Source organism: Leptospira alstonii serovar Sichuan str. 79601 (genome assembly GCF_000347175.1).
GTDB lineage: Bacteria > Spirochaetota > Leptospiria > Leptospirales > Leptospiraceae > Leptospira > Leptospira alstonii.
Genome location: NZ_ANIK01000059.1, coordinates 1 through 24000, shown reverse-complemented (window position 1 = coordinate 24000; position 24000 = coordinate 1). Strand labels below are relative to the sequence as shown.

The 24000-nt window shown below is 42.9% G+C and carries 21 protein-coding genes and 1 pseudogene; 10 read left to right on the top strand and 12 right to left on the bottom strand.

Going from position 1 to position 24000, the window contains the following annotated elements:
• Positions 1-220 precede the first annotated feature (220 nt).
• The 8 genes from recJ to LEP1GSC194_RS12615 form a co-directional block, all read right to left on the bottom strand.
• On the bottom strand, positions 221-2146 hold the full coding sequence (gene recJ, locus LEP1GSC194_RS12650; RefSeq protein WP_020773954.1) for a single-stranded-DNA-specific exonuclease RecJ: 1926 nt from the start codon (positions 2144-2146) through the stop codon (positions 221-223).
• Between the two features lies 1 nt (position 2147).
• Positions 2148-2468, bottom strand: coding sequence for a bactofilin family protein (locus tag LEP1GSC194_RS12645; protein WP_003007053.1), 321 nt, complete (start codon positions 2466-2468; stop codon positions 2148-2150).
• Positions 2469-2576: 108 nt separating this feature from the next.
• The gene (locus tag LEP1GSC194_RS12640; RefSeq protein WP_020773968.1) at positions 2577-3116 is read right to left on the bottom strand and encodes a DUF1564 domain-containing protein; all 540 of its coding nucleotides are present in this window, start codon (positions 3114-3116) and stop codon (positions 2577-2579) included.
• Between the two features lie 88 nt (positions 3117-3204).
• Positions 3205-3921 carry a glycoside hydrolase family 25 protein gene (locus LEP1GSC194_RS12635; protein ID WP_017809043.1) on the bottom strand — a complete coding sequence of 239 codons (717 nt, stop codon included), beginning with the start codon at positions 3919-3921 and terminating at the stop codon, positions 3205-3207.
• Between the two features lie 375 nt (positions 3922-4296).
• Positions 4297-5463: an iron-containing alcohol dehydrogenase gene (locus LEP1GSC194_RS12630; RefSeq protein WP_020773956.1), complete on the bottom strand. Its 1167-nt coding sequence runs from the start codon at positions 5461-5463 to the stop codon at positions 4297-4299.
• Positions 5464-5538: 75 nt separating this feature from the next.
• Positions 5539-5862 carry a flagellar biosynthesis anti-sigma factor FlgM gene (locus LEP1GSC194_RS12625; RefSeq protein WP_020773965.1) on the bottom strand — a complete coding sequence of 108 codons (324 nt, stop codon included), beginning with the start codon at positions 5860-5862 and terminating at the stop codon, positions 5539-5541.
• A gap of 12 nt (positions 5863-5874) precedes the next feature.
• Positions 5875-6636, bottom strand: coding sequence for a 16S rRNA (cytidine(1402)-2'-O)-methyltransferase (rsmI, locus tag LEP1GSC194_RS12620; protein WP_020773972.1), 762 nt, complete (start codon positions 6634-6636; stop codon positions 5875-5877).
• The gene (locus tag LEP1GSC194_RS12615) at positions 6633-7364 is read right to left on the bottom strand and encodes an LIC11073 family putative lipoprotein (RefSeq protein ID WP_020773933.1); all 732 of its coding nucleotides are present in this window, start codon (positions 7362-7364) and stop codon (positions 6633-6635) included. The genes rsmI and LEP1GSC194_RS12615 overlap by 4 nt, the downstream gene beginning before the upstream one ends.
• A 122-nt stretch (positions 7365-7486) precedes the next feature.
• Here LEP1GSC194_RS12615 and LEP1GSC194_RS12610 point away from each other — a divergent pair, with 122 nt between their 5' ends.
• Positions 7487-8188 carry an LIC_20245 family lipoprotein gene (locus LEP1GSC194_RS12610; RefSeq protein WP_020773944.1) on the top strand — a complete coding sequence of 234 codons (702 nt, stop codon included), beginning with the start codon at positions 7487-7489 and terminating at the stop codon, positions 8186-8188.
• 18 nt (positions 8189-8206) lie between these two features.
• On the opposite strand, the gene nadE is transcribed toward LEP1GSC194_RS12610, so the two are convergent.
• Complete coding sequence (gene nadE / locus LEP1GSC194_RS12605) at positions 8207-10135, bottom strand: NAD(+) synthase (protein ID WP_020773939.1); 1929 nt, start codon at positions 10133-10135, stop codon at positions 8207-8209.
• A 114-nt stretch (positions 10136-10249) separates the two neighbouring features.
• Between nadE and pyrE the strand changes: the two genes are divergently transcribed.
• The 7 genes from pyrE (at position 10250) to LEP1GSC194_RS12565 (ending at position 19457) form a co-directional block, all read left to right on the top strand.
• Entirely contained in the window at positions 10250-10813 is a 564-nt protein-coding gene (gene pyrE, locus LEP1GSC194_RS12600; protein ID WP_020773980.1) for an orotate phosphoribosyltransferase, read from the top strand.
• Positions 10806-11513, top strand: a complete 708-nt coding sequence (locus tag LEP1GSC194_RS12595; RefSeq protein WP_020773978.1) for a hypothetical protein — start codon at positions 10806-10808, stop codon at positions 11511-11513. Before pyrE ends, LEP1GSC194_RS12595 begins: the two co-directional genes overlap by 8 nt.
• A 397-nt stretch (positions 11514-11910) precedes the next feature.
• A complete protein-coding gene (locus LEP1GSC194_RS12590) occupies positions 11911-13035 on the top strand; it encodes a SpoIID/LytB domain-containing protein (RefSeq protein WP_020773941.1) in 1125 nt (374 codons plus the stop codon).
• A 770-nt stretch (positions 13036-13805) separates the two neighbouring features.
• Positions 13806-14501 carry an ABC transporter ATP-binding protein gene (locus LEP1GSC194_RS12585; protein WP_020773964.1) on the top strand — a complete coding sequence of 232 codons (696 nt, stop codon included), beginning with the start codon at positions 13806-13808 and terminating at the stop codon, positions 14499-14501.
• Between the two features lie 7 nt (positions 14502-14508).
• Positions 14509-16989: an ABC transporter permease gene (locus tag LEP1GSC194_RS12580; RefSeq protein WP_020773936.1), complete on the top strand. Its 2481-nt coding sequence runs from the start codon at positions 14509-14511 to the stop codon at positions 16987-16989.
• 76 nt (positions 16990-17065) lie between these two features.
• Positions 17066-17998, top strand: coding sequence for a hypothetical protein (locus LEP1GSC194_RS12575; RefSeq protein ID WP_020773963.1), 933 nt, complete (start codon positions 17066-17068; stop codon positions 17996-17998).
• A gap of 280 nt (positions 17999-18278) precedes the next feature.
• The gene (locus LEP1GSC194_RS12565) at positions 18279-19457 is read left to right on the top strand and encodes a hypothetical protein (protein ID WP_020773962.1); all 1179 of its coding nucleotides are present in this window, start codon (positions 18279-18281) and stop codon (positions 19455-19457) included.
• A gap of 55 nt (positions 19458-19512) precedes the next feature.
• Here LEP1GSC194_RS12565 and rlmD read toward each other — a convergent pair whose 3' ends face one another.
• The 3 genes from rlmD to LEP1GSC194_RS23125 form a co-directional block, all read right to left on the bottom strand.
• Positions 19513-20862, bottom strand: a complete 1350-nt coding sequence (gene rlmD, locus LEP1GSC194_RS12560; protein ID WP_020773959.1) for a 23S rRNA (uracil(1939)-C(5))-methyltransferase RlmD — start codon at positions 20860-20862, stop codon at positions 19513-19515.
• 542 nt (positions 20863-21404) lie between these two features.
• Positions 21405-22487: an LIC10774 family surface protein gene (locus tag LEP1GSC194_RS12555; RefSeq protein ID WP_020773953.1), complete on the bottom strand. Its 1083-nt coding sequence runs from the start codon at positions 22485-22487 to the stop codon at positions 21405-21407.
• 472 nt (positions 22488-22959) lie between these two features.
• Positions 22960-23115 (bottom strand): hypothetical protein, encoded by a 156-nt coding sequence (locus tag LEP1GSC194_RS23125; protein ID WP_231384505.1) that lies wholly within the window; start codon positions 23113-23115, stop codon positions 22960-22962.
• Positions 23116-23452: 337 nt separating this feature from the next.
• Between LEP1GSC194_RS23125 and LEP1GSC194_RS23120 the strand changes: the two are divergent.
• Positions 23453-23801, top strand: a pseudogene (locus LEP1GSC194_RS23120) (transposase); the annotation flags it as partial.
• On the top strand, positions 23775-24000 hold a 226-nt coding region (locus LEP1GSC194_RS23615; protein ID WP_036042684.1), incomplete at its 3' end, for a hypothetical protein. The pseudogene LEP1GSC194_RS23120 and the gene LEP1GSC194_RS23615, both read left to right, overlap by 27 nt.

Here is a 24000-nt window from a genome sequence, read left to right as displayed (position 1 = left end):
ACAATATATTGTATAACGTTTCTTTCATGCAATTTATTGACTATAGCTGAAAGCGCGGTCGCGAGCCAGTCCGCTATGAAATTCGCGAGCGATTCGCCCAAACTTTCAACCGTTGAATTCGCGTTTTTTAAACGCGAAGTTTTGCGGGAGTTCTTACATTTTCGGATTTTGGGGCGAACTCTAAAGTTCGCGGCGCATAATCGCAGCAGCGTTTAGTAATTTATGATTCTTGAAAGTAGTTTACTACGAATTGAAGGGAAGTTTTGGATCGAAAGGTGGATTCTTCCAAAGATCCCCAGAGATCCAAACTTTCGGCCTTACTGAGTAGTTCTAAAAAATCCTTTCCCCGATTCCAAATCAAACACTGAATCGATTCGGGCGCGCCTAAGATTCTAAAACGAACGTGTTTTCCGTCCGTCATCGGTTTTGTATGATACACTTTCGCGTTTTTGATCGAATACAAGGGAACGGGATTTTCGTGACCGAACGGTTCGAAGACGGAAAGTTCCTGAAAGATTTTAGGATTCAATTCTTCCGGTTGTAAAGATATGAGACTCGGAGTTTGTTCGAGAATCGCTTGTTTTTGTTCTTCTTCCAACCAAGAATCTGCGTGTTCAAAAATGACTTTCGCGAGTTCCGGTATCTTATCGATCTCGAGAGAAAAGCCACCGGCTTCCTTGTGACCGCCGAACTGAAAGAAAATGGATTCCGCTTTTTTGAGCAGGTTCAAAACGTTTTCCTTTCCGTAAGCGCGAACGCTTCCCTTTGCGTGTCCGTGATCGGGTGTGACGAATAAAACCGGTCGTTTGTATTCTTCCACGAGTTTTGTGGCGACGATTCCGGAAACACCCGGTTCGAAGTCCGGCTCATAACAAAAGAGAACCGATTTTTCAGTCCGTTCTTTCTTTCGTTTTAAAAAACCGTCCACTTTGAAAAGATTTCTTTTGGTTCTTTCTTTTCTTTCTTCGTTGAGTTTTTGGAGTTCTTTGGCTCCCGACTCCGCACGTTCGGGACTTTCCTCCAATAAAAGATCGAGAGCGACTTCCGTACGATTCATCCTTCCCGCGGAATTGATCATGGGTCCGAGTCCCCAGCCCAAGTCCTTCGAGGTCACGTGTTTATCCGAAAGTTCCAAAAGTTGTAAGAGTTGGAAAAGTCCTTCTCTGTGTTTGGTTTCTTTACGATTGAGTTTGAACAGAATCTTGCAGCCTTCTTTGACGATGATTCTGTTCTCTCCGTAAAGAGGCATCATGTCGGAGACGGTTCCGATTGCGGCGAGATCAAAGTTCTGAAGATACTGTTCCAAGATCGCAGGGTATTTTAGAAATTCATGATAGAACCATTCTCTTTCCGGAAAAGAGGAATGGAAAGTGTGACTTTCGTCCTTTATGGAAAGGTTGAATTTGGATTCCGCTTCCTGTCTATCTCCTTGAAAAAGAAGTTCGCCCCGGAATATTAGATATCCTGAAAATAGGGAGTTTCCGTCTCCGATCCAGGTCGCGCGGTTGTATTCTTCCAAAGAGGAATAGAGATACGCTTGTATGAATTTAAGGGCCAAAGCGGCGGTGCAGATCTTTTCGTTGGGATAGTTGGAGTCCTGACGTTTCGGAGAAATCAGATAACAGTCGGGGATTCTTTCCGGAATTTCGTGGTGATCTAGTACGATGACCTTAATTCCGAGCGAAGCGAGTTCGTCGATTTGAACGTGATTGGTGGTTCCGAAATCGAGGGTGATCAAAAGATCCGGTTTATTTTTTTTCACGAAGTCGAGAGCGGCCGGGCAAAGTCCGTAGTCTTCTTCGTTCGAGGTTTTTAAAATCAATTCCCCCCGATGGATTTTTTTTAAAAAACCTCCGAGCAGACTGGTGGAAGAAACCCCGTCGCAGTCCCTATCTCCGAACAGAAGAATCTTTTTTTCGGTTCGAACGAATTCTTTCAGAAGTTCCAGGGCCGGTTCCAAATCCGGAAGTAAAAACGGAGAAGGCAGTTCCCGAAGCCCGTGATAGAGGAGATGTTCCGGTCGGGCTTTTTCCCGCAGATGGGTTTCGTAGAAACGATGTTGAAGAGGACTGAGATGTTGGCGAAACCCGGAAGGATGTAATTCCTTTAAACCGGGGCCGTGTGAAAAAGGGGAAGATTTGGGCATTTTACATAGCGCTGTTTCCGCTGAATTTAGCACCGGATTCGATTTCTAAATCGGGTGTGCGGATATCCCCGATTACCTTACCGGTTTTTCGAATGGCGACTTTTTCGTTGGCGGAAACGTTTCCTTTCAGATTTCCTTCCACTTCCAGAGTTCCGGTTTGTATGTCCGCTTCTACTTCCCCCGTGTCGCCTACCACGAGTTTTCCGGCGGTTTCGATGGTTCCTTTGAAGTTGCCCTTGATTTTCAGGGAATGACTGAATTTCAGTTTTCCTCGGAAATGAATATCATCTCCGATAATTGTATCGATCTGTTCGTCGTTCATTCTGGCTCCAAGTTTTAGAGTCAAAGAGGCAGTTTCAAATGTTTTTTTGGGGTTCCGGCAAGGGAATCCTGGAATTATTGATTCAAACTTGTTTGAGCTGTCAATGGATCAGGACGGAAAACACTCCGTATAGTTGAATGTGTAAAAATGGGATTCCGGTTCATAGTGCAAACGCCGAGTGACTCGATTGTTTAGCAGATCGACGTCGAGGATGTAACTGTAATTCCTGTGAAATGTGGGAACTCCCTCATTCATCGTTCTCTCGATAGAATCTCCGACTCCCACGGTTTCCAACCACAAAAGATAATTGAAAAGATAACAGCGAGATACTCCGTGTGCTTGAGCGAGCGCACCAAAAAAAGTCCAACTTCCGGCGTTAAGTCGCGCGTTCACGCGTTTCATTTTCTGCGCTCCTAAACTCGGTTGATACAAGGTCCGCCCCGCTTTTTTGCCCAGACGCGGTGTCGCGGAAAGATATTTCCCATACTTCTTCAAAAGGGTTGGGATTCGTTGTGGAAGTTTTTTGGCTTCTTTCTCGGAATACCGACGCCAAGTTTCTTCCGGAATCAAAAGAGTGACGGTTTCTGAATACGCTTCTTGAAGTTTTGAAGAGAGTTTAAAATCGGAACTGAATGACAAATAGCCCATACCATAAACGGTTCTCGAGATCTGCGGATAGGTTCAAAAAATCGTTCTTTTTTCAAAAATTTCGTTAGAAAAACGAAGCGTCAAATAGTCAATAGCCGGTAAGAATTTTCAATTCGCCATTGAGGACGTTCCAATCCACCGGACCGACGATTCCCGGCACCCGTCCGCGATTATGGTACTGCCAAAGAATCCATCGTTGATCGGAAAACGTATTCGGATGTTTGAATATATCTCGGATCCAAATCCGGTGATCGCTAAAGTCAGAACCGACGTATCGATCGATGAACTCATACGTGAGATAAAGAATTGTTTTTTTGCCGTAATAAAAATCGACTCGGTTCAAAAAATCCAAGATCTCTTGAGAAACGTTTTCGATCGGAGGTCTTTCTTTGCAGTTTCCGACAAATTCTAAATCAATCACCGGCGGGAGGGCGTCCGCTTCCTTGGGAACCGTCCGGATAAAATTCTCCGCTTGTTCTTTTCCGGATTTGCATAACGTAAAAAAATGATAGGCACCTACCGGAAAACCTTGGGCCCTTGCTTGTTTCCAATTGAATACAAAGGATTTATCTTGGAAGTCTCCGCCTTCGGTCGCCTTGATATAAACGAAAGAAACTTCGGATTGAGGAACTAATTTCCAATCAATTTTTCCTTGATGGTTGGAAACATCGATTCCTCGGATCGGATATTTTTCTCGAGAAGGATTTACAAACCAAATTTTTCCACGATCTAAGGTCTCATACAATCCGAGTCCTAAAAGTAAGAATAGGATTGGTGCGAGGAGAACGATAATTTTCCGTTTCATGTCTGCAGATATGCACCGTCCTATATGCGTTCTCATTGTATGTTTTTATTTAGAACTTGTCCCAAGACCTATCGAGCGCTAATAGAAGCGAGACACTTTAGTTTCGGAAATTTGCAGGAGTTCCCACAGATTATGTCTCTTTGACGGTTATTAGGCTTCCTAAGTGATTTTTCTCGTCGTTTAAATCGTTGTAGTTCCCACGTTTTGGGACAGACTCTGATATGGCGAAAGAATGAAGATTCATCGAAAGAAACCTCTTTCTACAAGGGAAGGTAAGGTTTGTATTCTGCATCGGGATCATGATGCTTTTTCTTTCGATGTGGTCCTTAGTGAATAAAATAGGTCTGGAAACGATTCAAAAGAAAGGATAAAATTCTAAAAAGCCGCGACCAAAATCGTTTCGATTTCGTTCTTAGGAAGTTCCCTCGGGAGGGAATCCAAAAACGGAAACGAAGACGCAAGATTTGCGATCGAAGGGAGATCCATCTTTCTCACCTCGTATTCCGAAAGTCTTTGTGGAATTTTCAGTTCTATAAAAATTTTACGAATTCCTTCCACCGCCTTAATCGCGGCTTCGATCACCGAAATATTGGTGATGTCTTCGTCCAGGGCTCTCGCGATCATCACATATTTACCCGCGGAAGAGGTTAGGTTGTATTCCATAACGTGGGGGAGAAGGATGGACATGGACTGAAAAATATCCAAATTTGTAATATTCGCACTTGCTAATGAAAGAGCGAAACAAAGCCCGAGAGAACTCGAAGACTGAGCGATTCCCGTCAAAAGACTGGCCGCGTAAAGGCCGTTTTTGTAGTTTAAGTTTTTCGGATCTCGGATCGAAGGGATCAGATTCTTTTGTAGAAGTTCGATCGCTCTGAGCGCGGAAGAAATCGTAAGTTCCGTGGAAAATTTGGAAAGAATCGTATCCACCGCCGCGGCCAAAATTCCCACGCCGATTTTGGAAATATCCGCGGAACTCATAAACGAAGAAATCTTAGGATCGGCGATGATGAGTTCGGGGAATAAAAGTTCGTGAGAAAAATATTTCGTAATTTTTTCGTTTCCTAACAGGATCGTAGAGATCGGAGAACATTCCAAACCGAAAACGGGATGAGTGGGAATTAAAATGAGAGGAATCGGTTTTTTAAGTTTCACCTTTTTGTCGGTGATCATATCCTCCGCAAAGATATCGTTAGTGACGAGCAGGGCGATAAGTTTCGACATGCTGATCGATTCGTAGGAGCCGTAACCGATGATACAATCGGCGTTCGCGATTTTTGCGAAGTAAGCGGCGGTATCCAATTCTTCCGGAGTCGGTTCCTTAACGATGTCGTCGTAGAGGATGACTCCGTCGATATGTTTTTCCAAACTCGTTTTGATGACGGAAAGTTCGTCCATATTTTCCAGTTCTTGTTGAGTGGAAAAGATGACGGTTCTGGAACCTATGTTTTTGACGAAGTTACCCACTTTGTATCCGCAATCTGCTTCAAAGTGGATTTTAGGAGGAAATGTGTAGTGAACCCAATCGGGGAGTATCGGCATCTTGTCGTCTCCCGGATAACCCTAGCGACTTTCTAATTTAAATAGAGGTAAAAATCAGTTTATCCGAAACGGTTCTTATTGGCCCAACATGGTTTCCGAGATTCTGTCTGCGATCGTATTCAAAACGTCGGCGCTCAGATTGTCGTAATCTCCGTTTTTCAACTTTTCCTTAATTTCTTTGAGTTTCACGGAACGATCTCCGTCGTCCGGAGTGGCTAGAATTTTGCGAGTTATAGTTTGAACTTCCGCTTGCAGTTTTGCTTCGGATGCTTTTTGTTTTGCGGTATCGGAGATAGAAACGTTATCAAAAGTTTCTTTGGATTCCGTTTTTTTAACCGGAACCGTTCTTTTCGATTCGTATCCGCTTCCACCGATCCCACCGATTTTATCGATAGTCATGATTTGTTACCTCTACTGAATTCTATCGGCCGATCCAAGAGAGCCTTTAAGCATTTTTTTCCGATTCGTATTGATTAAAACCACAAATTCGCCCTTGTGAGCAAATTCCTTCGGTTTTTCGGGAGGAATGGGAGAAAAATACAGGATTTCTTCGTGAATTTTGGTCATTTCTCGGCCTACAAGGAACTCCGAGTCCGGAAAAACTTCTCCGACTGCGTCCAAGGTATCCCCGATTCTGTGAACGGATTCGAAAAGCATAATGAGGCCCTCGAACCCTTTCCATTCTCCGAGTTGGTTTCTTTTCTTACCTTTTTTTTCGGATAAAAATCCGAGAAACAAAAACGGATTGGCCTGCCATCCGGAAATTCCGAGTAACGCGGTGAGAGCGCTCGCACCGGGAACGGGGGAAATTTTAAAGCCCGCTTCCCGAACCGTTCGAATCAAATGAGAACCCGGGTCCGAAACTCCCGGAGTTCCCGCGTCCGAAACGAGTGCGAACGTCTTTCCTACTTTCAAATCTTCTAATATACCCGAGTAGGGAGTTTCGGACTGATCTCTGTAGAGAGTGGAAGCGGGGGTGGAGATGGAATAAGACCGGAACAATTTTTTGGAATGTCCGGCGTTTTCGCAAAAGATTCGATCCGTGTTTTTTAGGATTCGAAGCGCTCTAAAAGTGAGGTCTTCCAAGTTTCCGATCGGAGTGGAAACCACGTAGAGAGTTCCGGGTTCGAGAGGGATTTCCGTTAACGGTTCCGGAGGGGACTCCGAACTCATAAATTGCAGCCCGGAGGAGAAACCCCGGAAGGACAAACACAACCCGTCTCTTCCGCACCCGAGATCGTACATGGATTACAAAGTGTTCCGACGGGACAGTTTTGTTTGACCACGGTTGTACAAGAGGCGTTATTGCATTCCGCAGGATTACAACTGGAACCGACGGGACAAAGAAAAGGACGAGAAGAAGAGCACATTTTTACGGGAGTGGAAGGATTGGAAAAGATCCCGCTATTCAAAAGGGATCTCATCGTGAACGTATAAATTTCACACTTGATAAACGGAAACACTCCCGGCGGTGGAATTTGATTGAGAACCCTGTGAATTTGTAATTTGGAAGAACTCGTGGACGCTTCGGACGAAAGATGAGGAAACGAAGGTTGAACTCCGTTTTCCAAATAGACTCCTCCTGCGGTGAGAGTTTCCGCAACCGAGGGGGAAGTCGAGGTAATGTAAAGATTGTAACCGACGAACTGCGGTTCTGCGTTAGTCACATAATAACGAATTAAAAATTCCGGCTTATAGCTGTTCGGCTCGGATTGGAAATCCGTGTCTTTTGAAGTCGTATCCGTGATTCCCTCATTGACTGCCAGTATGCTCAAAAACTGAGGAACACCGACCGGCGAAATAAATATAAAAGGAGATTGTGCCACATCCGTGTTTGTACCACAACCGAAGAGAATCCAAATAATCGGAAGGAAGCTTGAACGAAGAATTTGAAAAGGCATTTTTATCTTGCGTAGGATCCGATTTCTCAAAAATTAGAGACGAACTCCGTGATTCAGGATAGAATTTCCTAGATCGACGGTCTTACAATCAAAATTTCCCCAATTTATTCCGGAGAGTTTTCGTGGTTAGCATTCGTAAATTAGTCCTTTATTCTGGAATTTCAATCGCACTCGTTGCGCTGGTTTGGATTCTTTTTTCTTCGGAGGACTCGGGCGAGAAAGAAAGAAAAAGCAAGGAGGCCGACAGCGTCGCGCTTCTTTTAGGCGGAAAAGGAAGTTCGTCTTCTTCCGCTTCCGGATCTTCCGGGGGTAGAACCAACGAATCCATTTTTGATTCTTCCTTTTATAAGTCGGGAAAGGGAGAATACATCGAAGCAGAAAAGGGAGGCGCAAAAGAAGACGATCCCAACGCAGCCGACGCGGACAATCCTTTAAATCCTCAGACGAACAAACCCTATACCAACGAGGAGATGGAACGTTTCAGCCAACTTCGGGAACGTTTCCCGAACAATTCTCTCGTCCCTAAAAAGTTAAGTCCTGCGGAAAAGGACGCGAAAAAACAGGAAGAAAGCCGGATTGCGGAGGCCGCAAGAAACGTCTATGCAAGAACCGCCACTCCGGTTCAGATCCGTTCGTATTACGATCACATGGAAAAACAAACCCAGGATAGAATTGATATCATCAATTATCTAGTCGACTTGCAAAAAGGTTCCGGAGAGGAAGAAACCGAAAAAAAACTCCAGAACATTCAGGATTCCATCAAAAATCAACTCCAGCAGGTTCAAAGGGAAAAGGAAAACGCCTTCAAACAAGCTGGATTATAAGTTTAGAATATTCTAAATTCATAATCCGTTTTCTTCGGAAAGGATCGGGAACCGAAAACTGGATTTGGGGTCGAGTCCGTAATCGTCCAAATGAAACGAAGGCGGAAGCCTTTCCCGTTTCCATTGGTTTCTGTGAAAGAGCGAGACGTACTTCCGAACCGATTCCTCTAAAAATCCCGCGGGAAACTTTTGAACTTCCGGATCTCCCGAAAGAAGTTGAACGATTTCGGAAAATCCCGCGCCCCGCGCTACGAACAATTCTTCGATTTTTTGTAAAAGCGGATAAGGCATCAGATCCTTTTCGTCCTCTTGTTTATCTTCGAGCGGTTTTAATTCGGCGCTCGGAGGAGAAAGGACGATTTCTTTCAGGGAAGGATACGCCGGAAGAATCGGGTCCTTTCCTTCCGCGACAAAACGCATCCACCTCAAAATAAATTCCTTACCGACTCCCGTAAGAGGGGCGACCGATCCGGAAGAATCTCCGTCCATCGTCGTATAACCCGCGCCCGCCTCGCTTCTGTTTCCCGTGGAAAGAAGAAGATGTCCGTTTAAATTGGCGAGCATCCAAATAATCGGAGAACGAACTCTGGCCTGAATGTTTTGCAGAACCAAGTTGTGTTCGTCCCAGTTAAAGGAAACTCCCGTGATTTTTGAAATTTTTTCGGAAATACTTTGCACCTCGGAGTCGATCGTCAAATCTCCGTGAATCGATTGGACGTCTTTCGCCAATGCTTTTGCGAGGGATCTCGTTCGTTCCGAATTGTTTGCCGTCGCCTGATAGAGCGTGTAAAGAAGAGAATCCTCCTCGATTTCCTTGGATTTGAAAAAGTTTTCTCCGAGTTCCCGTTTGGCGATCTTTTTCATCGCGGTCACAAGAAGCGCGCAAGCGGAACTGTCCGCCCCTCCCGAAAGAGAAAGCGTATAACCCTTGGTTTTGGAGTATATTAGATAATCAAAAAGTCCTAATGCTACCGCCCTCGTAAAATCCGGATACGATTCCTCTTCTTCCGAAATAGAAGGTTCCATAACGGGAAGGTTCAGTTTCGGCGTTCTTTTCGGAAATTCGAGTCCGAGATAGATTCGATTTTCTTCAATTGATTTTCTTCCTTCGAAACGGTTTCCGGAAGGACGGAATTTTTTTGCACGATCGACTCTGGAAGCTTCGAAGTCGATTTCAACGGAACAAAGATCGAAATCACCGAAGAACAATCGCTCCGATTCCGCGATTAATTTTCCGTTCTGAACGACCATCGAACCGCCTTCGAAAATCAATCTTCCGGATTCGTTTCCGCAGAGGTTTGAAAATAAATATACGTTAGACTCTCTTCTGGAACTTTCCTTAAAAATTTGCCGACGGACTCTTTGTTTTCCGAATGCGAAGTGGGACGCCCCCGGAGAGAGAATCAGATCGGTTCCGACTTCCGCAAGGGGAATAGAAGGTTTTTGTAATACCCAGGAATCCTCGCAGATTTCCACTCCGAATGAAAAACGATCGGTTTCAAAAACGAGGGAACCGAAAGGAATCGCGGAGCCGTCCGGAGCCGTAAAATTTTCCTGAGCTTCTTCCCCTCGCATAAACCATCTGTTTTCGTAGTGGACTCCCGTAGTCGCCAGGTTGGATTTGGGAACGATTCCCGCGACCGCTCCGTTACAAAGAACCGCCGCACAATTGAATAGATAAGGATTTTGGAATATAGGTAAACCGACGACTACGATTTTGTTCCCGGTATATGGCAGAAGTTGTAAAAGAGAATTCCAGGATGTTTTCCAGATCCTGGGAAAGAAAAAGGAATCCTCACATCCGTAACCGGAGATACAAAGTTCCGGAAATAAAATCAGATCCGATTTTTTTTCCCGTTCCAGAACTCTTTTGATCTTATCCGAGTTTCCTTGAAAATCGAATACTTTCGTTTTGAGAGAAACGGACGTAAGTCTTACGGATTGCATGTTTTACAGGATTCAGGTCGGAATCCGTTTTGAAAGTGTTTTTTAAATCGAAAACGGGTTTCCGGATTCTTTCCGGGGAATTCACTGGTTAAAAACGCGGAAGATGGAATTTTAATGAAACAAGAACTTCTGGAACTCATTCGAACTCACGCATACCGTTATTCCGAAGAACCCTTTACGCTCGCTTCGGGCAAAAGATCCAGACATTACTTTAACTGTAAGGAAATAACCCTCGTTCCGGATCGTTTGGAACTTCTCTGTAGGTTTATCGTAGAACAACATTTAGGCGAATCGGGGATTTTAAAACCGCAGGCTTTCGGAGGTCTTACGATGGGAGCCGATCCGATCTGTTACGGGATCGGTTTGGAATTCAGAAAACAAAATAGGAACGTGTATCCTCTGATCGTCCGTAAACTTTCCAAGGATCACGGAACGAAGAAGTTGGTCGAAGGCGCAGTACACGCTGTGAAAAGCTGCGTGATCGTGGACGACGTGATTACGACTGGCGGTTCGACGATTCAAGCGATTCGTAGTTTGAGAGAATCCGGAATCGAAGTCGTTCGGGGAATTTGTATTTTGGATCGTCAAGAAGGCGGAAAGGACGCGATCCTTGCGGAAGGAGTGGAGATGTTTCCTATATTCAAAAAAACTGATTTTGGAAATTTGGATCATGAGTGAATTTTCGTACGATTTCGATAAATTTCGAAAGAATCTGATTCTTCGTTCGATCGCGGTGATTCTTCTTTACCTTGCGTTTATCGTCTGGAATTTTCTTAAGGTTCCGGAGGAAAATCGAATCGACTTCGTTAAAATTTTCGGTCTTCTTTCCGCGGTTCTCGGATTTTTACTTTATAGGAATTTTTCCAGACAGTTGAAGGTTTTAAAAGGGGCCGGAGTGGAACTGAATTCCAATTCCCTAAAACTCTTCAATTCAAAAGGTCAGTCGTTTGATACGAAACTCAAATCCGTCGTATCGATCGAAAGGGACGTGTTCCGTTCTTACGTTCGTTTTTTGATCACCACAAAGGAGGATCAGATTCCGATTTTGAATCTTTTGGAACCCGATCGATTTCAAACCGAGTTGGAAAAAAATTCGGGAAAAAAGACGATCGTTCAGGAAAACAAAGCCGGATTTTTACATCCGAAAACCCTTTTGTATTTTATCCCTTCTTTTGCGATGTTCGGCGCCGTTTTTTACGCGCCCTTTCGTTTGAAAATGGAATCTTTTTATCTGATCGCAAACGTGAACGCGCTTCTTGTGGCGATCTATTTTCCGGAAGACAAGTTAAAACTCGTGTATTCCGCCAAACGCAGATGGATTTTCCTTTTGGGGGCGCTTTTGATCGCCCAGTGTTTGATTTACTTAAAAGTTTTATAATATTTGAATTTACGTTACTTGACGTGAGTTCAGGAAGCAATTCACTTTAATTACCCATCCAAAATCAAGGGGAAACTCAGGTGAATGCTTTCCTCAACTCAATTTCACTCCCTACGGGTCGTTCGATAGGTCGGCACTCAGGGAGTCAACTTATTCGAATTCAGAGAATCGCTTAACTTGAATACTATAAATAAATGCGAAAGCGATTATATATTGCGACCGCATGCAGCAACATTGAGTTCAAGCGCGGTCCAGCCCCAGTTTTTTCCGTAAGAAAAAACTGGGGTTGGATTCGCCCAAACCTTTTCCCCGCCGCTCAAGCCGTTTAAAACCAAAAAATTCCTATAGGGATTTCGGTTTCTCATCGATATTTAAGGAAAGAGATAGACGTAATTTTATGACCAGAAAAACAATTTTGTTCCTCATTTTTGCGATCGTACTTTTGAATGCGGGCTGTAACACCGTCATCATTCGTCCTTGGACCCCGCCTTATAAAAGCCGCTCGGTTCACGAAATCAGAGTGCTTCTTGGAAAAACCGAAGGAGACCTACAGATTCGAGGAGAAGGAGTCATTTCCGTCTACGACGCAAACGATCTTTTGATTAAAAAAGGAATCGATATCATTTCTTTGGACGTTTCTCGTTTAAAAGCTCCGATTCATTTTGTAGGTCAGAACGCGGGCCTTGAATACAAATCCCGCAAAGTAAGGGGAACGATTCATCTGATTCCCCAAGACCAAGGTTCGGCCCTTGTTGTCAACGTCCTACCCTTGGAAGAATATCTTTTGGCGGTTGTGCCTTCCGAAGTTCCTTATAGCTGGCCGATGGAAGCTTTAAAAGCACAGGCGATCTGCGCGAGAACGTATGCCGTTCGTGAAATATTAAATAAAAAGAATGCACTTTACGACGTGGAAGCCACGACGAATTCCCAAGTGTACGGAGGTCTTGAAAAAGAACATCCATTCACGACGAAAGCCGTTCAGGACACGAGTGGTGTGATGGCCGTTTTTGAAGAGAATCCGATTCAGGCCTTCTTTCATTCGAACAGCGGCGGAAAAACGGAAACTCCCGAAAACGTTTGGGGAGGTAAAAAAATTCCTTATCTTTCCGCGGTTGCCTCCGAATTCGATCGTGCGGGAGATAACTTTTATTGGAGGGAAACGATCTCTCCGGAACTCGTCAATTCCAAATTCTCGAACTTAAAACTCGGAGAGATTCAATCGATTCAAGTCTTATCCAGAACGGCGTCTGGAAGAGTCGATCTAATGGAACTGAGCGGAACGGAAGGTTCGTCCAGAATCCGAGGCAAGGACTTTAGACAAACTCTTGGCGCCCCGGTCCGCTCATTGCGTTTCGGAATTCAAAAAGAAGGAAACGGTTTCCTCGTCAAGGGAATGGGTTCGGGTCACGGAGTGGGTTTGAGTCAGTGGGGAAGTTTCGGAATGGCGAAGGAAAATTACAACTACGTAGAAATTCTGAGACACTATTATCCCGGAACCGATCTAGCAAGAATTACGCGTTAGGCGTCTTTTCCTAATGTCGCGATCGGACCTGACTCCTAATCACTCGCATCTCGAAGCGGGCGTGCCTCTGCGGGAGCCGCTTTGTTTCAATGCGCAGAGTCGCGCTCTCAGCTTCAGTCAAGAAATTGTATATTATTTTTATTATATTCGTCTTCTCTAATTTCAATTTCTTGACTCCGCCTCGATCGCTCACGCAGGTTTCGAAAGTCGGGTCGATCTCGAAGCGATCCTTTCCCCTGACATAGGAGATCCCTAACGGCTAAACTCCACCTCTCCGGAGTATTTTTCGTATTGCACGTTCTCGAAAATCCTAACGTCGCTTGCGTTCTCAAGATTGACAAATTCGTTCCTGCGAATTTTAGACTACTCATAACTATATAATAAGTACCTAATATTTTGTGTTGAAACAGTGTTTTGCGATAAAAACCAATGATACTCAATTTTATAGAGATCGGTAAAAAAAACAACGATTATCGAAAACCAAATCACCGATCTTCATCCGAATTTTAAACTTTATGGAAGTTAAGATTTTGTGAAAGGTTATGTTTCTTTGACAATTGAATACAAGAAAACTCTATAAAAGAAGCCTATAAAAACTCGCATTTTTTGAAAATCTATATTATAGAATGCTTTAGAAGAATGTTTTGCGCTTATCCAAATATCAAAACGAAAGTTTTTTGGAGGTTTCCTAACCGATTTTTCGCATTTCACGAATGTGATTTTTCACTTTCCACGGATTTCATTCCGAATTCCACTGTTACTTCAAAGAAATGACGAACCAGAATAAAATCGATTCCAAAAGAATCCGAGTTTCCAACCTACACAAATCGTATCAAAGCGGAAAACTTCAAACGGAAGTTCTCAAAGGATTGGAGTTGGACATTCCGAGCTCTTCCATCGTCACGCTCATGGGACCGTCCGGCTCCGGTAAATCAACTTTTTTGAATATACTTTCGGGTATAGACGTCCCGGATTCCGGAGAGGTTTTCGTAAACGGAAAGTCCCTGCATTCGATGAACGAAAAAGAACTTACAGAATACAGAAGGGAGGAAACCGGAATCATATTCCAATTCTTTCATCTACTTCCTTATTTAAACGCTCTGGAGAACGTCGCCGTTCCTCTTTATATTTCCGGAATCGGCAAAAAACAGGCTCAAAATGCGGCGGAAGAAGCGCTTGAAAAAGTGGGCCTTTCTACCAGAAAATTCCACAAACCGGACGAACTTTCCGGAGGAGAACAACAAAGGGTCGCGATCGCAAGGGCCCTCTGCAAACGCCCCTCTCTCATACTTGCGGACGAACCCACCGGAAACTTGGATACGAAGAATGCGGAAAACGTAATACGACTTCTCTCGGATTTGCAAAAACAATACGGGTTCACGCTTTTTATCGTAACTCACGATCAGAAACTCGGCTCCTTGGGAGAATTTCGTTTGAAGATGGCGGACGGAATTCTGACGGATTAAAAGTACAATGTCTTTTCGGATTTACACATTATTCCTATTCGAATACTTTCGAAGCCATAAGCTGGGCGCCTTTTTCGCGTTAGCCGGAATATCCTTGGGAGTCGGACTTTTTATCTCCACCGCCGCAAACGGAATCAAGGCCGAAAAAAGTCTGACCGACTTCGCCATGGGATACTTTCAAGGAGAATATAAGATCAAAATTTCCTCCTCTCTCGGGGATCAGAACCTTCCGGTTTCTCTCATCCGGGACCTATCGAAGGAGACGTGGATCGTAAAAATAGTTCCCCGATTTCAAAAAGAGGTCATCGTAAACGATTCCATCCGAGCCGTATACGTCGGTCTGGATTTTTTAAAGGAATCCGAAGGATTTCGTTACGAACAAAAATCCGATGCGGAAAACGCAAAGGACAAATTCGCTTCCGCCTTTATCAGTCGTTCTCTTTCCGAAAGAATCGGAACTTCGAACGTCAACGTACGCGCGGGTTCCAAAAACTTCTCCGTTGAGGAATTGCTCGTTTTCGACTCGGAAGGCGGAAGTATTCTTATGGAAGACATAGAGTCGGCGATGGAACGATTCGAAACCGGAGAACACGTTAGTTTCCTTTTGATCCAGCCGAACGAATTTCGACCCGAACAAAAACATATTCTCGAACAAAAATTAGGTTCGGACTACAGAGTCGAAACGGTGGAGGACATCCGGGAAAAATCGGGAAACGCGTTACGCTCCTTTCAACTCAATCTTTCCGTTATATCCTTTATTTCTCTCATCATCGCGCTTTTTATGGTTTCGAACACGATGTCCGGATTGTACGTCAGCCGCGAAAAAGAATTGGGAATCTTAAAAACGATGGGACTTAGCGCGGGTCACACTTTTTCCCTCTTCGTGTCCCAGGCTTTGTTTTTAGGAATCGTGGGAAGTTCTTTAGGACTGGGATTGGGATTTCTTTTTTCGAGACTCGATTTTTTCAGCCCCGAAACGACTTCCGCAGACCTTTCCTATCTCAAAACGTACAAGTCCGTTCCCGTCACGACTTGGCTCGCAGGTCTGGGAATCGGAATCATCGGTTCCTTTTTATCCGCTGCGTTTCCTTCCTTTAGGGCGGGAAAAATTTCTCCGGTTTCGATATTGAGAGAGTCGTCTTCGGGAACGTATCGGGTGCGTGAATTTCGTTTATTATCGATCGGACTTTTGCTTCTTTTCATCTTCGTTATTATCGCGTTTCTTCCGATTCGTTGGAGGTTTCCGGTCGCGGGACTTTTGGGAATCGGCGGAATCGTAGTCGGTTTTACTCTCTGTTTTCCGTGGGCGTTTAAGATTCTCTCGACCTTCTTTTTTAAACTCACGGAAAGATCCGACCGTTCCTTCGTCTTTATGAAAATCGGTTTGGAAGAAATGAGAAATCAACCTCTGCGAAACACTCTTACATCCGCGACCTTGATGCTCGCAACCTCCCTTGTGGTCTGTCTTTCGATTTTAACGGACAGTTATCGAAGGTCCTTGAACGATTGGGTCGAGGCGGAATTTCCAGCAGACTATACGATCATCAATTCCGCAAACTTAGCGGCGGGAATTCAGGGAGGGGTTCCGGTCCGTTTGTTAAACGAACTCGCCCGAGTTTCGGAAATAAAATCCCTCGACGGTTTTTGCGTGAACACAAGGGTGGAAACGGATCGGGGAAACTTTACGATTCACGCATATACGTTTGCGACACACGACCGGGAAGATTCACCGGAACGTTCGGTAAAAACGGAAAACGAAATTCTAATCTCCTCCAATATGGCCTATCTGCAAAACTTTGAAATTGGAAACACGATCCCGATCGAAACGAAACTAGGAAAAAAAGAATTTAAGGTTCGAGGGATCAAGGAACATTTTTTTTCGGAACGCGGAACGATCATGATGGATATACGAAACTACGAAAAGTTTTTCGGACTTCATGGATACAATTCGATTAAGATCTTTTTAAAGAAGGACTCAAACGCCAAGAAGGCGGAAACATCGATCTCTAAAATTTTAGAACAAAATCCTTCGCTGAAATTATTCAACGAAGACGACATTCGAAAGCTTTATACGGAAGGGGTGGATAAGGTTTTCGGAGTTTTGGAAACCCTAAAAACGACTGCGTTCATCATTGCCATGCTTTCTTTGGTTTCGTCCTTGTTTCACAATCTCATTTCCAAAAAAAACACGTTGGGAATTCTCAAATATTTGGGAGCCGACGCCGGACAACTCGGGAGAATTTTACTGACGGAAAGCGTGTTCATCACGATCGTCTCCGTTTGTTTCGGAATCCTTCTGGCGTTTTTTCTTTCTCCGATCGTTTTATACGTCGTCAACAAGAACGCATTCGGGTGGACTTTAAAATTCACCGTTTCTCCGGAAGTACCTATCTTTTTTCTCGTCCTATCCCCGATTCTAGGAATTCTATCCTGTTCCGTTCCGTTATATATTTTACAAAAATTGAGTTTTCGGATCAGTCAAGAATGAAGATACTCTCGTTTTTTAAGATGAAAACCAACTTGATTCGAAACGTTCTTTCCTATAGGATGCTTTCATTCTTATTATGAGCGCCTTAAGCGAAATAGCACTACAAATCGCTTCCGAAATTCGGAAAGTGAATCTTCGAGAAGATCAAAAAATTCCGACTTCCGACACTTTCCTAAAGGAATTGATGGGGCTTTTTTCCAGGGAGCCGGACGAACTTAGAAACATTCTCGAAGCCCTTCGCGCTGCAAAAATCATATTCGTCATCAAGATCGTAATGCCGGAGGAAAAGTCGAGCAAGATGAGCGATCCGGGAGTGGACGCGTACGCCTATGCGGATCTCAAAATTCTTAACGATTTAAAATACTACTCCGAAAAAAAATTAGAACGCCTTTACGAGGCGACTTACTACAAAAAGAAATCACCTTCTACGATCACAAGAGAACTATTTCCGAAAATTCGGGAACTGAACAACACTCCGATCGGGCGGATGGTAAACATCGCCGTTATGCTCGAAGAGTATATCCGGATGATGAACAACAATCCCGACGAGTTTCAGGAGGATTTGAGAACTCATAACATAGAGGATATCCTCGTCGCCAAAGGCGACAGTCCGACGGAAGGACAGGATATCTCCGACAACTCTTTCAAATCTACACCTTTGTCAAATTCTTTCGGGCCGACTCTTTCTCACAGAGCGACGGATCGGATGGAATTACCGGCCAATCTCAATCCGAACAGTCCTTGGGGGAGAATGGTTTCCAAATTTTCGATCGAATTTTTAATCAGAGTACATCTCAGAAAATGCGAGTTTGAAACGGTCCGCAAATTGATCACTTCCGGAAAGATCGTCGATGAGGAAAATCTTCGTTTGATTCGAGACAGTCTGTTGAAGATGGAAAAAAACATCAATATGGACAAGGTTCTCGCCTCTTATCTGGAAGAAATGGTCGAACTGAGAAGACTCACTCAAAGAAAACTGAATATGATTGCCAAACCGAAAACGTTCTAGAGGTTTTTCGTTTTCGTTGCGAGCCCCACAAGTTGAGAAGAGTTTTGGAAGAAGAAGGATAAAAAGCTGATATTTTTCAAGTGTTCCGACAAGAACGAGGTTTTGTACTTGCAAAAAGTATGATTTTCTGATGGAGAAAAACCTTCCGAGTCTTCACAGTAGATTGTCGGAATTCCGACAGATTTTATCTTGAGATCCAAGTAACTTGTGGGTAACGTTATGACTCCCTATGGGTCGCGTTACATTTCATATTTGTAGAACAACAAGCGAGGAATTCCGGATGAAATTGATAGGAAACTTTTTTTGGGGAAGAAAAATTTTCGGGGTAAGATCGGTCTCGGTTTTTTGCATTTCGTTTTTTTTCTGGATCAACGTATGTTCTTCGATTCGGGACAACTCCGGAAAAGAAGGAGATCCGTTCGTTTATGTCGATCATGTTCAGGGGATTAACCAAGACGATTTCGAACTCAATGCAAAACGCAGGATTTTAGAAAAAGGTCTCGGCGAACTCATCGAAGGCGGTTCTCAAACGATCGACGGTCAACTCAAAGAGAGGATCACAAATTCTTCTACGGAAGGTTTTGTTACGGAGTTTTCGATCCTCGGAAATCTTAGAAAGAATGGGAATCTCTTGGAAGGAAACGCGAGAGGCAAGGTGAACCGAAAGGCCGTTCAAGGCGCGCTCAAAGAAAGATATAAAGAATTGGGTAAACCTAAATTTTTGATCGTCATCGACGAAACGATTTTAGGGAAATCCGATTTCGGTTCTTCGATTTCCGTAAACGCGATCGTAAAAAAATTCGTAGAATTCGATTTTCTGGATCGAAATCAATGGATTCGAATCTTAGAAAAGGAAAATACAAAGTCTTTAGGAATATACGGAAACCAATCCCTTGAAGAGAGGGCTGTATCGACCGCGGCAGAAATGGAAGCCCAGATACTATTCCTGGGTCAAGTCAAAGTGACTAACGTAGGCGATATCGAAAACAGCGATTTGAAATCATACCAAGCGGTTTTTCGGTTTAAAATTTTCGACGTTAATACGGCAAGAATTATCGCAGCCGATAATACGAACGGGGCTTCCCTGCACTTAAATCCCGAAACCGGATCTCAAGAAGCGATTCGAAAGGCCGTGGAAAAAGCGTATCCGAAAATTCTGGATCAAATTTCCACGAAGTGGAAACCCGGAAATTTAATCCGCTTAAAAATAGAAGGGCTTACTTACGACGACTACGTCGATAAGGACGTAAAAGGTTTGATTCGAAGTATTCAAGGAGTCAACGTCGTTTCCGAAGTGAATAGCGGCAATACGAAACAATCGTGGATCGTTCTTGAAATCGAGGCTTTGTACAACGGAAGTCGTTTGTACCAAAAGATGAGAGAGAGGAAAGAAGATTTCGGTTTTGACTTTTCGCAAAAAGAGTTGAAACCGAGTTCGATTCATATTATAAAAAATTAATTTAGAATTTCGATCGTTGCGGAACGATTGAAGTACGGGCAATCGACATCCAATCTTAATTCTTACGACTTAGAAACGCAACGGATTCCAGGTGCGGAGTTTGAGGATACGGATCCGCGATGAGAATTTTTCGGATCTGAAAAAAATCTTTGAGTTTCCAGAGATCCTCTTTTTGCGAAGTGGGATTGCAGGAGACGTAGAAAAAAGAGGAAATTTTGGAATTCTTCAGCGCTTTGATAACGAACTCGCCGAGACCGGCACGGGGAGGGTCCGCGATCAGAACGGTTTTTTCTTGAGACGGAAATAATATCTCAAGGGAAGACTTTTTTGAAAAAAGATCCTCCTTCCGATAGGAGAATTCGATTTCCGGAAAATCGAAACGCATCTGTTTGCGTGCGATTTCCAAAGAACTTTCGATCGAATCGATTCCGGTGATTTTCTTAAATCGATGCGCGAAAATTCTACTGAAAAAACCCGAACCGCAAAATAGATCGATGAGATGATCGGATGATTCCGGAATTTCTTTTTCGATAAAGTCCAAAATCGGTTGAAACCCTTCCGGGTTGGGTTGAAAAAAAGAATCGAAAGGAACCCGAAACTCTTTTCCGGAAACGAATTCCAGATAAGATTCCTTTCCTTTGAGGATCGTTACTTCTCCGATCGCGGAGATTTCCCCTTTTCTTCGATTGAAACAAAATAGAAGATGATCCGCTTTCAGATATTTTAAACAGGCTTTTGCAAATTCCTTTTCCTCCTCCGAGTTTTTAAACTCTTCCACAAATGTCAAAATCGTCATCAATTCGGGCGAGTTTTTAGCCTTTCGCAGAGTGACATACTTTAGAAATCCTGAATCCGATTTTCGGTCGTAAGGAAGATTCGGAAATTCGCGGATTAAACTTCGAAACCTCTTCAATTCTTCGTTGGATTCCTCGCTTTGGATGAAACAGGATTCCAAATCTACGATATATCGGAAGGACCCCGCTTCCCTTTGCCCGACGATCGGTCCCGGAAATACGGCAAAGTCCATTCGATTTCTGTAATGAAGTATTTTTTGAGCCGGATACAAAACGGGTTCCGCTCCGAAGTCCCGTTTATAACTTTCCAAAAGAGCGGAAGTTTTATAATTCCATTGTTCCTCATAAGGAATATGTTGTGCGGAACAACCTCCGCATCTCGTGAATGCGGGACAAGCCGGAACTACGGTTCTTGGAGTTTGAGAAATTAAATCCAGTTTTGCGACGGGTTTGCGTCGTTTCTTTTTAAAAAAAACGACGTTGTAAATATCTCCGGGTAACGAGTAGGGCACCTCGATCGTAGTATTGTTTACGGAACCGACCCCGCGCAGTTTGGAGTTCACAAATTCAATCGTACTCTGATGCGTTAAATTTGTATTCTTATCGGGCATGAAACCAATTTATAGGTTTGAGTATGTGAGTAAACTTTAGTTCGCTTTGAAAGTTGACTCTCTTATAAAAAACTTTCGGATAAGATTTTGCTCCTCTACGATCTACATGATAGAGTGAGACAGGTTTTTGGAAAAAAGACGGGTATTTTTTGCTCGCAACCGATCGGTTTTATCTCAAGAACTTTTTAGTTGTTTGAAAGGTTTATCGGACGGCAATATATGCGATTTTTAGGTCTAAAATCTCTTATTATATGATAGAACCTGGTTTAAAAAAGCTTTTTGAGATTTGAAGTTCTACTCAAGAATTATAGAATAGAAGCATCCGGAATTCTACCTTTAAACCGAAATTCGTTTCAAAATTCATGATACTCGATTTCGTAGAGATTGGTAAATTATCCGTCCTTTCGATCCGTATCTGTATTTACGCACGATGGGAGTAGTTGTAGTTTTAAGAATATTTTTAAAATATAATTTAATAATATTTTATATTTGAGGAGACGATCCCACCTCTTTCTTACATTCGAAAGCGGTGGGAATGAATTTTACGGGTTACAAGGCGCGGCCGCGAGGCTCATGCCAGAAGTTAAAATGGAAGAATTGGAAGGATTCGATATATCCGCAGCGCCTGTCGTCAGTACAGTAGGCGGAATGTGATCCCAATGATTGTTCTTAGCATACAAAGTGACCGTATTCGGAACCGGTGTGCGTAGATCATATTCCGTATTGCAAGAGATGGTATTATTTCCATTGCTTCCAGTGCTTCCTCCTCCCAAGTCCATACTGGGGTTGACGATCGTATTTGCGGTGATGCTAATTCCCCATCGATTTCGAGAAATCAAATTATTTTCTACTTTGATCACTGCGCTTGAAAAATTGTAAAAGATCCCAATAGAATTTGAGATGATGGTATTACCAGAGATAGTATTTCCAGTTGAAGCCGGATGATTTAAAGTTAGGATATAAATCCCCGCTCCTCCCACGGTTTCGGTCAATGTGTTGTTCCGAATTGTAATTCCGGTAACAATGCCGGAGAGTTCTCCAGGAACTTGAACAGCCGAAGTCATATTACTGAATAAAGGTTTAGGATTGGTAATTGTAAATCCGGCAACCGTACTGTTGTTTCCTAAAATTAAAGTAGCGTAATTGTTTGATCCTGTGGAAACCAGTCCCATTCCCAAAATCAAAGTAGGTCCTTCATTGGGATCGATCCCAGCGCCAGTATAACCGGAATTCTGCTCGGTTTCTATGCCTTTTCCGGATTCATTTCCGATTAAATTCATACCTACGGGTATCTTTATGGGAAACGTCTCTCCCAGTGCTTCGTTGTAAGTTCCGGGCGCCACATAGATCGTCTTCCCAGACTGCGAAACCGCATGCGTAATGGTTCTGTAAGGAGCGAGTGACGTTCCAGGGTTGGAATCATCTCCTGCAAGAGCATCCACGTAATAAACGCCGGATCCCGCCAAATTTGCCGACGATCTCTGAGGATTTGCCGCAATATCTAACAGCGATTTGTCGGAGATTCCAAAAAGAAAGAGTGAAGAATTTTCGTTTCCATCGTTTGCTCCCGCACATCCCGCAAATAACAGAAAAGTTGCCAGGCGCATTGAAAAAATTTGTTTCATTTTATTTTCCTTAAAATTCTCATTCTTTATAGAATATGAATCCTTGTCCTCATTGCAACAGGCGGGTGTTTTCATTTTGAACGGAAAATAAAATTTATAAAAAATTATTGTAACTCCTTATGAATTGAAGACGTGAAAATAAGAATTTCGTAGGAGTGAGAGCCTGATGTTCTCAGGTAACGTTAGAATCGTTCTCAATACGATAGAAATACGACACAACCTCTAAAATTAAAGATCGCATTATAATCCCAAAGGGTTAATTGGAAGTCAAATTAAAATGTCTCTGAATCGATTGTGAATGGAGTTGTTGAAAACTTCTATCATTCGTTTGAATGAAATAGAAATCGATCCAAGATGAATTCGATGTCTATCGTGGAAGAATCTCTAAATCTCTAAAAGCCTTTAATTTTTAATGTTTTCTAAAATGGAGTTGTTAAAAATTACCAAATAATACATTAGAGTTGTTGAAAAATTACCAATCGAATCGTTTAACAAAAAATAGATGAAGGTTCCAAAGTCCTACGGCTAAAATAAAAACGAGATGTTTAAAATCTTTTCTAAAACTTCTAATAACATCCGAGGTAATTCTAAATCTTTGAATATCGGTAAAAGCATTTTCTACGAAAATTCTTTTTTTACTAATTCTTGTATTCTTTGCTTTTTGTGCGGCGGTAGGTTTCTTTTTTCGGTTTAATAATATTCATTTTTTTTGATGTTTTTTAGATTCCTTCAAAACCAGAGTCAAGGACACATGTCGCATCTTTACTCATCCCTATAAATATGAGTACCCGCAAACAAAAAATAAAAAAGCAGAGAATGAAGGGTTTAAGATCCTATTTTTTTAGATGAAAGCGGAATCAGCCGGAATCCGTATTATTGATTCCTATAAAATAGAATACCGTTAATTTGAGCACAAATACCGCGTTTAAACGCAGAATTTTAGACACTTTATTATGTAGGAATGAGTAATAGCCAAAACACCGATCATTCGTCGCGAGATGTCTTGGAAAAAGTTATCAGTAATAGGCGCTATTTCTCAAAAAGATTTCCATTTCCAGATCATAACGGGCTCTGTTAAAAGCCAGGATTTGTTTTTTAAAGATACTTCTAAAGGAAAATCGCAAAAAGATTTTAATAGTTTGGGATAATCTATCTGCTCATAAAAGCAAAACAACGAAGGAATTTTTAAAAGCAAATGAGAAAAGGCATTGAGTAGAATTTTTGCTTCCTTATGCTCCCGAGTTAAATCCGTAAGAATATATCTGGTGTCGTAGGAAGAAAAACTATATGGCTAATTTTTGTCCAGAGAATCTAAGAGCTTGTCCCAAAACCCGAAAATGTGGGAACTCCTACGTTCTTAAACGACGGGAAAGTCCTACAAAAAGCCTAATAACCGCCAAGGAGACAGAATCTGTGGGAACTCCTGCAAATTTCCTTCGAGGTTTTGGGACAAGCTCTAAGTTCATTGATTCAAAGAACAAAATCTACTTTAGGAAAATTGAAATCAAATACA

Coding starts and splice junctions, on each gene's coding strand:
- recJ (WP_020773954.1), bottom strand. CDS start 2,146: ATGCCCAAATCTTCCCCTTTTTCACACGGCCCCGGTTTAAAGGAATTA.
- LEP1GSC194_RS12645 (WP_003007053.1), bottom strand. CDS start 2,468: ATGAACGACGAACAGATCGATACAATTATCGGAGATGATATTCATTTC.
- LEP1GSC194_RS12640 (WP_020773968.1), bottom strand. CDS start 3,116: ATGGGCTATTTGTCATTCAGTTCCGATTTTAAACTCTCTTCAAAACTT.
- LEP1GSC194_RS12635 (WP_017809043.1), bottom strand. CDS start 3,921: ATGAAACGGAAAATTATCGTTCTCCTCGCACCAATCCTATTCTTACTT.
- LEP1GSC194_RS12630 (WP_020773956.1), bottom strand. CDS start 5,463: ATGCCGATACTCCCCGATTGGGTTCACTACACATTTCCTCCTAAAATC.
- LEP1GSC194_RS12625 (WP_020773965.1), bottom strand. CDS start 5,862: ATGACTATCGATAAAATCGGTGGGATCGGTGGAAGCGGATACGAATCG.
- rsmI (WP_020773972.1), bottom strand. CDS start 6,636: ATGAGTTCGGAGTCCCCTCCGGAACCGTTAACGGAAATCCCTCTCGAA.
- LEP1GSC194_RS12615 (WP_020773933.1), bottom strand. CDS start 7,364: ATGCCTTTTCAAATTCTTCGTTCAAGCTTCCTTCCGATTATTTGGATT.
- nadE (WP_020773939.1), bottom strand. CDS start 10,135: ATGCAATCCGTAAGACTTACGTCCGTTTCTCTCAAAACGAAAGTATTC.
- pyrE (WP_020773980.1), top strand. CDS start 10,250: ATGAAACAAGAACTTCTGGAACTCATTCGAACTCACGCATACCGTTAT.
- LEP1GSC194_RS12595 (WP_020773978.1), top strand. CDS start 10,806: ATGAGTGAATTTTCGTACGATTTCGATAAATTTCGAAAGAATCTGATT.
- LEP1GSC194_RS12590 (WP_020773941.1), top strand. CDS start 11,911: ATGACCAGAAAAACAATTTTGTTCCTCATTTTTGCGATCGTACTTTTG.
- LEP1GSC194_RS12585 (WP_020773964.1), top strand. CDS start 13,806: ATGACGAACCAGAATAAAATCGATTCCAAAAGAATCCGAGTTTCCAAC.
- LEP1GSC194_RS12580 (WP_020773936.1), top strand. CDS start 14,509: ATGTCTTTTCGGATTTACACATTATTCCTATTCGAATACTTTCGAAGC.
- LEP1GSC194_RS12575 (WP_020773963.1), top strand. CDS start 17,066: ATGAGCGCCTTAAGCGAAATAGCACTACAAATCGCTTCCGAAATTCGG.
- LEP1GSC194_RS12565 (WP_020773962.1), top strand. CDS start 18,279: ATGAAATTGATAGGAAACTTTTTTTGGGGAAGAAAAATTTTCGGGGTA.
- rlmD (WP_020773959.1), bottom strand. CDS start 20,862: ATGCCCGATAAGAATACAAATTTAACGCATCAGAGTACGATTGAATTT.
- LEP1GSC194_RS12555 (WP_020773953.1), bottom strand. CDS start 22,487: ATGAAACAAATTTTTTCAATGCGCCTGGCAACTTTTCTGTTATTTGCG.